We start from the raw sequence: 9,008 nt of genomic DNA, 5'->3' as shown, positions 1-9,008 counted from the left end.
ATCTTCTGAACGAAGAATTTCGAGATGAATTTTTGATATACAATGACATTTTCGCAGTTCATACACAGTATGTACGACGAGAAAATAAAAGCAGTATATCGGAAATCCAGCCCAAATGATTCGTTTTGAGAAGATTCTGAGAGTACATTAAAAGAAAAAAGGGGATTAAAAGTATGGATGAGATTTTAGATGAAAGATATCATGTCGCTGATGAAGCTATATATGATGCATTTCTTTTAATATTAAAACAAAAGGAATTAGACAAGATAACCGTTACGGATATAATAAAAAAGGCTGGAATCGTGAGAAGCACCTTTTATAATCATTTTGAAAACATTCCGGCACTTGTTGATGCGGTTGAGGATAAAACCATTGAAGATATGTTTGCTTTGATGGAATCTTTCCACGCAAAGAACGACCATGATATATGTAAGTCATATTTTCTGGCAGTATGTAACTATACTATGAAAAATGAATATCTTGCAGATATTCTTAAAAGTCCAAGAGGAAATGGTTTTTTTGAAAAAACAATGACTATGTTTCATGAGTATGTAAGACAGGTTACTCAGAATGTATCACCATCACAGCACAGTAAAGAGGAATTTTCTTATATGATAGCAAGCTCCATCGGCAGCACATTGGGTGTGCTGCACAAATGGAGCAATGAGAATTTTGAAACTTCTGCAGAAGCCGTTGCTGAATTTATGACGCAGGCTTTTATGACAGGAATGTTGCCTTTTATGCGTTGATATTTACAGTAGGAATGTATGCCGATAGTTAAAAGATAAACTTTTCTGCTCAGTGGATGTAGTTTACTTTACGAAAGCGGTTCATCAATGAGAGCTTCCTGTCTCTTTATCTTCTTTGTAGAGCTTCTTATAAAAGGATTTTTTCTTATCACAAGTCCTGTTATGCGGCGGTAGGTTGGCTGCTCACTGTTGTATTTATCAAGGAAGCCCTGTAATTTTTCATGAATCTGGTCTTCATTCATATTATTTGCAAGGACAAGTTCCTGTTCGGGATAGATTCTTGCAGTAAGCCCGTTTTTCTCTCCGGTGACAATAACCTCGCCTACAAGTTCATTGAGTGCAAGTTTGTTTTCAATTTCTTCAGGAGAGATATTTTCACCGTTTGAGAGGATTATTAGATTTTTAACTCGTCCATTGATAAATAAGAAACCATCTTCATCGAGATAACCCTTGTCACCTGTATGTAACCATCCGTCCCTCAAGGTTTCGGCTGTCTCATCAGGCATGTTATAATAACCTTTCATAACGCTTGTTCCTCTTACAAGAATCTCGCCATTGTCAAATGATATCTCCGCATTTGAGAGAGGGCGTCCGATAGAGCCGACTTTGTGGCTTTCAGGCAGATTTGAACTTATAACAGGTGAACACTCTGACATGCCATATCCCTCATATATATCTATACCGTACTCAGCAAATTTTTCTATATAAAACGGATCAAGATGAGCACCGCCCATAAAGATTATTCGCAGATTTCCACCGAATACATTGTCCGCTAAGATATTTTTCGGGATAGAAGAATCGGCAGCCGCCAGCTTTTTATAAATGGTTTCAACCATCATAGGAACCATAAGGATTACTTCAGGTTTGAAAATACTCATATTTCTGACCATGTGCATAAGCGAATCATTTATACATACGGTTGCACCGAACGAGAAACCTTTGAGCCAATCCATCACAAGACAGTATACATGATGGACAGGAAGTACGCTGAGCATCACTGTTCCCGGTTCTGAATAATAACTGACAGATTCCACATTTGATGCGAGATTGTTCTGAGTGAGCATAACGCCTTTGCTTTTTCCTGTCGTTCCCGATGTAAAGATAATAGTTGCAATATCCTCCGGAGCCGGTCTGTCAGCATCTTTATCTGAATTTTTGCCGACATTTTTTAATTCTGCTAAAGATGCCACTATTTTGCTGCTGTTATTGTTTTTAACTGTTTCATCGATATCTTCATTCTGAAGCAGCCATATTTTCTTTAGTTTAGGGCAGCCTGCAAGTATTCCATCAAGAAGGGATTTATTTTTCGGACTTAGAAAAAGTGCTTGCGAATCAGAGCGGTTTATAAGCTCAGTTAAATCTTCACAGGGAAGTCCGGCATCAAGTGGTACTGCAACAGAAGAACCTGTGATAATACCAAGATAACTCTCAATCCATTCTACAGAGCTTACACCTATGAGAGCGATATGTTTTTTTAAAAATCCCTCTTTTAAAAGTCCTTTTCTGACTGCGGTGATATTTTCATATAATCCAGAGTAATCTCTCTCAAAGATTTCCTTCTTTTTTAACCATTTGACAGCTTTAAGGTCTGCAAACCTGTCTGCACTTTCCTCTACGATGTCACGAATAAGTTTTCCCATAATTACCTCCATATAAACATATAACAAAAATTCCTAAAGATACAAAGATTAACGATACAAAAGTATTAAGCTAGTGTATTCAAAAGTTCAAGAGCTTCTGAAACATTGTGGATTCTGAGGGCTTCCTCATCCTCTAATTCAACATCAAAAGTATCTTCAAGTTCACCGAGAAATGACATAAAATCAAGAGAACTGAAACCTAAATCTTCTCTGAATCTCATCTCACCATTCATTTCCTCTGGTTTTACTTCGCAATACTGTGCAACGATTTTTTTAAACTGCATTTCCTTTGTCATGATTTTTTCCTCCATATAATAAGATTTTTTATTGCTTACAAAATTAAAATTATGTGTTGTGTTGGTTATAAAATATTATGATAATTTCTCAAACACTGATAAAGATATAATGTGATATGTTATACCTGTTCCATGATTTCACCGATTGTCATATCAGGTTCTGCAATTCCCTTAAAGAGAATACGCATCATGTAATAATACAAAAGTTCCATGTCCTGTTCCTGTAAATGGGCAGTCTGATAGTGATATGAAAAATTTGTGCCGCCATTCTCGGTATGTGATACTGTCAGATACATTTTTTTAGTAGCCGCACCGTTTGCAAACCATTTTGAGTGCTGTGGGATGTTTTCAAGATGTGGATTATCCATCTTTACAGTCATTGGCTGGTATGTAAGATAGCAGCTTTCATAGGATGTATTTTCAGGGGTTTTATAACGCTTTCTCATCTCTTCCTCGATTAGTGCCGGATCATAATTGCTGTGCATATATATTCTGTTCTGAACGTCCTGTATCTCATGTGCTGCTGTAAGAAAGTCTGTATCTGCACTGATCACTGTTCGGCATGGGAACATGATAGTGCGGCTTCCGCCTGATGTCCATTCATCGTGAGTGGAGCGTCTTGATATAAAGTTTTCAATAGTGATATCTTCCTGTCCGTTATTTACTTTGGAGAGATAAGTCCTGATTGCTAATAAGAGAAGATTAGTCATTGAAAGCTGGTGGTTCGTACAAAAATCAAGAAGATTTTTTGTAGGTTCAGGTTCAAGATAATAATCTTTGACAGCTACAAATAGATTTTTAAGTTCGATATCTGCTGCTCTTAAATTTTTATCGTTGTGGAGTTTTCTTGCTTCTTCAAGAACTGCCGGTCCCTGTATATCAGAATAGAGAGGTTCGCCTAAGGCGTCTAGCTGGTCATCCCAGAATTTTTTGTCTTTTAAAAATCTTTTTTCATTAGATGCTTTTTTTAGGTCTTTTGTTAATACACTTTCAAAATCGGCAAGTTCCTTAGGAAAATCAGAGCCGAATCTGTAGTGTGTATAAAGTTGCATAAGGTCATTTATCATAACTATAAGACCGCATGAGTCGATAAGTCTGTGATCCATATGAATAAAGAAGCCGTTGTATCCTTCGGGGAGTTTTAACATCGTTACATCGCACATCGGGATATTATCGCCGTCCATTGTCTCATATGCCCACTGCTGCATAAGAGCGTCAGCATCAGCCATGCTCATACCTGAAAGATCTTTTATCGGTATATCTCTTGTGTCATTCGCTGTGATATACTGCTCAACATCTCCGTTCTTATCGGGTTTTGTAAAGCGGATGCGCATACAGCCGTAACGCTCGAACTCAAGCTGGATACATTTTTTTAAAAGACCAAAGTCGAGGGCAGCCTTTAAAGATGCAACGACACTCACACCTGATACCTGCTGGGTTTTATATTTTTTTATCCAGTTGTGATGCATTTTCTGTGCTGCTGTTAAGGGATAGTACTTTTTCATATGAACCTCCTGATTATTAAAAACTGTTATAGAAAATTGTAAATTCAAACAGTAACTTTTTGTTTCTTCTGAGAAAGTACCATATATTTTTGCAGATTACTACCCCTTTATAGATTTAACAAACATTTTACATAAAATTGACCGAGACTTTATATGAGCAAGTAGCAGAGCGTATTGCGAATATACGTTTGACTCAGTTGATTAGCTCAAGCTCAGTAGCGTATTGCGAATATTCTTGACATTTGCTGTGTCAGTCATATTTTTCAAAGAATTTTAAGAGTTTATCGCGGTACAGTTCCTTTGCGACATATGGACTGCATAAGTGTCTTGCGTCAGGTATCAGTACAAGTTCTTTTGGGGCACGACAGAGTGAATAATTGAGTTTTGAGTTTTGTGGACTAACATAAGTGTCGGTCATACCATGAAAAAACAGCACCGGTTTTTTGTTTGTGAGCATTGCATATGTTGTGTCGGCATCACACATTCTGAATTTTGCGAAAAGACTGCAAAAAAGATCAAGTCTGAAAAGCATAAGTCCTATATGTTTAAGGTGAAACCAGTTGTCAGCAAGATCTCTTAGCTGATGCTTCATCGAATGAAAGCCACAGTCGGAGATAAGTCCTCTTACTTCTTTTGGAAGTTTATGACCAGAAGCCATAAGAACAGAGGCAGCACCCATAGATTCGCCATAGAGATATAAAGGGAGCTTATTTTTATTTCTTCTTGCGATATAATATGCCCATTTTTGAACATCGTACTGTTCTTTAGCACCAAATGTAATATATTCTCCCTCGCTTTCACCACAGCATCTCTGGTCGATAAAGAGCAGGTTGCAGTTATTTTCATGAAGAAATCTGGCTGTATACGCAAAGTCACCAAAACCGCTTCCTTTGTAACCGTGACTTAACAGTACAAATCTTTTGGCATCATTTGCAGGGAGATATGATGCGTGAAGTTTTAAACCGTCAATGCTTTTGATATAACAATCCTGCATATCCTGCTGTCTGCACCATTCCTTGCCATCTTCGTACTCTTTTTCAAATTTATCCCTTGGATGATTAATCTTAGTTTTTGAGAAATTAAACCATTTCTTTTTGTTCAGTTTCTTTTTTTTCTTACATTGAACAGTCATTTTAAAAAATGACCAGCCTGATGCCATAAATATGTCTGCGGCAACAGTTGTCAATGCGGATATCTTTATAAATTTATCTTTCATAATTTTTTTCCACCTTTTCTGTATTTTAACGTACATTTTTAGTTATTAACATTATAATATTGCAGTGTATAAAAAGCAAACGGCTGATATATATGATGCTTACCTTGATAAAAGTTGTATACAAATCCAATAAAAGCGTAATGGAAATCACATTATTATTGATAATTATGTGATTTATGATATTATTAAAAAATATATTAGGTTGGAAAAAAGAAGTAAATAAATGTATTGTGATGGAGTAAAAAATGAACATAATAGAAATTAAAGATTTTGATGCAGAAGAACTTGACATATATGCAAGATTATCAGAGGGACAGCTTTTAAACAGGGCTGAGCCTGAAAAGGGGATATTTATAGCGGAAAGCCCGAAAGTAATAGAGAGAGCACTTGATGCAGGATATGAGCCGATTTCATGTCTTATTGAAAAAAAGCATATTGATGGCGAGGGAAAAGCTGTATTAGAGAAGTGCGACAGGATATATCAAAACAGAAAGATATATTCAGATGCAGAAAAACAGGAAAATCTTGTTTTGAAAAACAGCAAAGAAAATACGGTATCAGAAGAAAAATATGCCCTAAAAAATATCAAATACAAAGAAACAGATATGTCAGACTTTCCTGTATATACGGCAGAATTTGACATTCTCACCAAACTTACGGGTTTTAAACTCACAAGAGGAATGTTATGTGCAATGCACCGCAGATCGCTCCCGGCACTTGAGGAAATCTGTAAAGATGCAAAGCGTATAGCAGTTCTTGAAAATGTGATGAACCCGACAAATGTGGGTGCGATATTTCGCTCAGCGGCGGCGCTTAATATGGATGCAGTTATACTCACAAACGGCAGCAGTAATCCTTTATACCGCAGAGCAGCAAGAGTGAGCATGGGTACAGTATTTCAGATACCGTGGACATTTGCTGACATATCTGATAGTGACAGTGGGGAAACTTACATCGAAAGACTTCATGGACTTGGATTTAAAACAGCGGCAATGGCACTTGATGACAATTCGGTGAGTATTGATGATGAGAGAGTAAGGGCAGAGGAAAAACTTGCGATAATTCTTGGAACGGAAGGTGACGGGCTTTTAAAAAGCACGATATATGAGAGTGACTATACTGTAAAGATACCTATGTCACATGGAGTTGATTCACTAAATGTTGCGGCGGCAAGTGCGGTGGTATTTTGGGAACTTGGCGGTAAAAAATAAATTTTTATTGAAATAACTGCCAATTTAGGATAATATATATATTGAGAATTCTTTGAATACGAAAGACATATTCAGAGATAATACCAATTGTTGATAAGAAAATAGTTATGGTACACATTATCAGTGTACACAAACACAAATTTAACATTGTTCATAAATATTATTCATGAATATTACTCATGCAGATATAATGAACATAAACCTGATTTTTTGAGAGGAGAACAGAATATGAAGATAATTATGTTAGGTGCACCTGGAGCAGGTAAAGGAACTCATGCAAAGAAGATTACAGAAAAATATGGTATTCCGGCTATTTCAACAGGAGATATCTTTAGAGAGAATATCAAAAATGGTACAGAACTTGGAAAGAAAGCCAAGGAGTACATGGATGCTGGAAATCTCGTACCTGATGAACTTGTATGTGACCTTGTAGTAGACCGCCTTAAACAGGATGACTGCAAAAAGGGATATATCCTTGACGGATTCCCAAGAACAATACCACAGGCAGAGGCACTTACAGAGGCACTTGCAAAAGATGGTGATGCTATAGACTATGCACTTGAGATTTTCCTTGAAGATCAGGCTATTATAGACAGAATGGGCGGAAGAAGAGTCTGTAAGTCTTGTGGAGCAACATATCATGTAGTAAACATTCCTCCAAAGAAAGAGGGAGTATGCGATGAGTGCGATGGTGAACTTATCATAAGAGATGATGACGCTCCTGAGACTGTAAAGAAGAGACTTGATGTATATCATGAGCAGACAGCTCCACTTATTGATTACTATAAGAAACAGGGAATCTTAAAAGTAATTGACGGCTCAAAGGGACTTGATACATGCTTTGAGGAGATTTGTGGTATTCTTGAAGGTTAATTTTGCAAGAATTCGTATATAAAATTAAAAATATATATTTATAGTATTAACGGACACTATATGTGCATGATATAAATTGTCTCGATATCAAAAATATAAAGAAAGAAGGCACATTAACATTATGGCAGTAACAATTAAATCAGAACATGAAATTGAATTGATGCGTGAAGCAGGAAGGATTCTTGCAATAGTTCATGATGAACTTGCAAAGATTATCCGTCCGGGTATAAGTACATTTGAGATAAACAGAAAGTGTGAAGAAATTATAAGAAGTTATGATTGTATACCATCATTCCTTAATTATCAGGGATTTCCTGCATCAGTATGTACATCAATAAATGAGCAGGTAGTACACGGAATTCCAAACAAGAAAAATATTCTTAAAGATGGAGATATCATCAGTCTTGATACAGGTGTTATTTACAAGGGATATCAGTCTGATGCAGCCCGTACACATGCGGTAGGTGAGATTTCACCTGAGGATCAGAAACTGATTGATGTTACAAAACAGAGTTTCTTTGAGGGAATGAAGATGGCAAAAGCCGGAAATCATCTCTATGATATCTCAAAGGCAATTCAGGATTATGCAGAGTCAAACGGATTTTCAGTAGTAAGAGAGATGGTTGGACACGGCATAGGAAAAGAAATGCATGAAGAACCACAGATACCAAACTTCAAGCCTATCGGCAGAGGAATGAAACTTCGTGCAGGTATGACATTTGCAGTAGAGCCGATGATAAACAGAGGAAAGAAAGAGATCTGGATACTTGATGATGGCTGGACATGTGTCACAAGGGACGGTATGAACTCAGCACATTATGAAAATACGCTTCTTATCACAGAAGGAGAGCCAGAGCTTTTATCATACAATAAAGATCTGGCATAAGATTTAAAACTATAAATAAGGTCAGGCAGCGATGCAGAAATATCATGTCATTGTTTATAATATAATTAAACGGTGACAGATTACCGATACAGTATATGTTAAGGTTTGTATCATTGCCTGACTTAAAATAAGTAAATGATTTTTAATAAAGACGGAGGTTATTTATGTCTAAAGAAGATGTTATTGAAATTGAAGGAATCGTAGTTGAGAAACTTCCAAATGCTATGTTTAAAGTTGAACTTGAGAATGGACATCAGGTACTTGCACATATCAGTGGAAAACTCAGAAAAAACTTTATCCGTATTTTACCGGGTGATAAGGTTACTATGGAAATGTCACCATACGATCTTACAAAAGGGCGTATCACATGGAGAGATAAATAAGACGAATAGTGAAAGACAAATCATAGTGGTTTGTCTTTTTGTTTATTGTATGGCCTAAAGGCCTAATTTGCGAAATGTAGTTTCTCTTGGAGGAGAAATGGAATGGAGCAAATAAAAAAACCACCTGCTATGCAGGTGTGAGTAAATTCGCTTTAGCTTTAAGGAAAAAACCTCCTTTGCTATAATAAGTATTAGGCGTTTGCGAAACGCCACAAGCCGCATAAATACGGCATTTTTTTGTTAATAAAA

General features: G+C 36.6%; 9 protein-coding genes. 5 read left to right on the top strand and 4 right to left on the bottom strand.

The window, feature by feature from the left end:
• Nucleotides 1–173 precede the first annotated feature (173 nt).
• Entirely contained in the window at nucleotides 174–749 is a 576-nt protein-coding gene (locus KQI69_RS10170) for a TetR/AcrR family transcriptional regulator (protein ID WP_216565271.1), read from the top strand.
• 68 nt (nucleotides 750–817) lie between these two features.
• On the opposite strand, the gene KQI69_RS10165 is transcribed toward KQI69_RS10170, so the two are convergent.
• The 4 genes from KQI69_RS10165 to KQI69_RS10150 form a co-directional block, all read right to left on the bottom strand.
• The gene (locus KQI69_RS10165) at nucleotides 818–2,389 is read right to left on the bottom strand and encodes an AMP-binding protein (RefSeq protein WP_216565270.1); all 1,572 of its coding nucleotides are present in this window, start codon (nucleotides 2,387–2,389) and stop codon (nucleotides 818–820) included.
• Between the two features lie 65 nt (nucleotides 2,390–2,454).
• Complete coding sequence (locus KQI69_RS10160; protein WP_216565269.1) at nucleotides 2,455–2,685, bottom strand: acyl carrier protein; 231 nt, start codon at nucleotides 2,683–2,685, stop codon at nucleotides 2,455–2,457.
• Between the two features lie 119 nt (nucleotides 2,686–2,804).
• Nucleotides 2,805–4,190, bottom strand: coding sequence for a condensation domain-containing protein (locus KQI69_RS10155; RefSeq protein WP_216565268.1), 1,386 nt, complete (start codon nucleotides 4,188–4,190; stop codon nucleotides 2,805–2,807).
• A gap of 250 nt (nucleotides 4,191–4,440) precedes the next feature.
• Nucleotides 4,441–5,406 (bottom strand): alpha/beta hydrolase, encoded by a 966-nt coding sequence (locus KQI69_RS10150; protein ID WP_216565267.1) that lies wholly within the window; start codon nucleotides 5,404–5,406, stop codon nucleotides 4,441–4,443.
• Between the two features lie 245 nt (nucleotides 5,407–5,651).
• On the opposite strand from KQI69_RS10150, the gene KQI69_RS10145 reads away from it, so the two are divergent.
• The 4 genes from KQI69_RS10145 to infA all read left to right on the top strand — a co-directional run bounded on the left by KQI69_RS10145 (nucleotide 5,652) and on the right by infA (nucleotide 8,759).
• Complete coding sequence (locus KQI69_RS10145) at nucleotides 5,652–6,617, top strand: RNA methyltransferase (RefSeq protein WP_216565266.1); 966 nt, start codon at nucleotides 5,652–5,654, stop codon at nucleotides 6,615–6,617.
• A 228-nt stretch (nucleotides 6,618–6,845) separates the two neighbouring features.
• Nucleotides 6,846–7,490 (top strand): adenylate kinase, encoded by a 645-nt coding sequence (locus KQI69_RS10140; RefSeq protein WP_216565265.1) that lies wholly within the window; start codon nucleotides 6,846–6,848, stop codon nucleotides 7,488–7,490.
• Between the two features lie 121 nt (nucleotides 7,491–7,611).
• Nucleotides 7,612–8,376 (top strand): type I methionyl aminopeptidase, encoded by a 765-nt coding sequence (map, locus tag KQI69_RS10135; RefSeq protein WP_216565264.1) that lies wholly within the window; start codon nucleotides 7,612–7,614, stop codon nucleotides 8,374–8,376.
• Nucleotides 8,377–8,540: 164 nt separating this feature from the next.
• Nucleotides 8,541–8,759 carry a translation initiation factor IF-1 gene (infA, locus tag KQI69_RS10130; RefSeq protein WP_022013568.1) on the top strand — a complete coding sequence of 73 codons (219 nt, stop codon included), beginning with the start codon at nucleotides 8,541–8,543 and terminating at the stop codon, nucleotides 8,757–8,759.
• Nucleotides 8,760–9,008 lie beyond the last annotated feature (249 nt).

Source organism: Eubacterium sp. MSJ-13, from assembly GCF_018918235.1.
Classification (GTDB): Bacteria; Bacillota; Clostridia; order Lachnospirales; family Lachnospiraceae; genus Butyribacter.
Note: the sequence above shows the minus strand (reverse complement) of the source record. Positions and strands in the feature narration are given on the sequence as shown.

What these genes read in the sequence shown, in the direction of transcription:
- KQI69_RS10170 (WP_216565271.1), top strand. Translation starts at nt 174, where the DNA reads ATGGATGAGATTTTAGATGAAAGATATCATGTCGCTGATGAAGCTATA.
- KQI69_RS10165 (WP_216565270.1), bottom strand. Translation starts at nt 2,389, where the DNA reads ATGGGAAAACTTATTCGTGACATCGTAGAGGAAAGTGCAGACAGGTTT.
- KQI69_RS10160 (WP_216565269.1), bottom strand. Translation starts at nt 2,685, where the DNA reads ATGACAAAGGAAATGCAGTTTAAAAAAATCGTTGCACAGTATTGCGAA.
- KQI69_RS10155 (WP_216565268.1), bottom strand. Translation starts at nt 4,190, where the DNA reads ATGAAAAAGTACTATCCCTTAACAGCAGCACAGAAAATGCATCACAAC.
- KQI69_RS10150 (WP_216565267.1), bottom strand. Translation starts at nt 5,406, where the DNA reads ATGAAAGATAAATTTATAAAGATATCCGCATTGACAACTGTTGCCGCA.
- KQI69_RS10145 (WP_216565266.1), top strand. Translation starts at nt 5,652, where the DNA reads ATGAACATAATAGAAATTAAAGATTTTGATGCAGAAGAACTTGACATA.
- KQI69_RS10140 (WP_216565265.1), top strand. Translation starts at nt 6,846, where the DNA reads ATGAAGATAATTATGTTAGGTGCACCTGGAGCAGGTAAAGGAACTCAT.
- map (WP_216565264.1), top strand. Translation starts at nt 7,612, where the DNA reads ATGGCAGTAACAATTAAATCAGAACATGAAATTGAATTGATGCGTGAA.
- infA (WP_022013568.1), top strand. Translation starts at nt 8,541, where the DNA reads ATGTCTAAAGAAGATGTTATTGAAATTGAAGGAATCGTAGTTGAGAAA.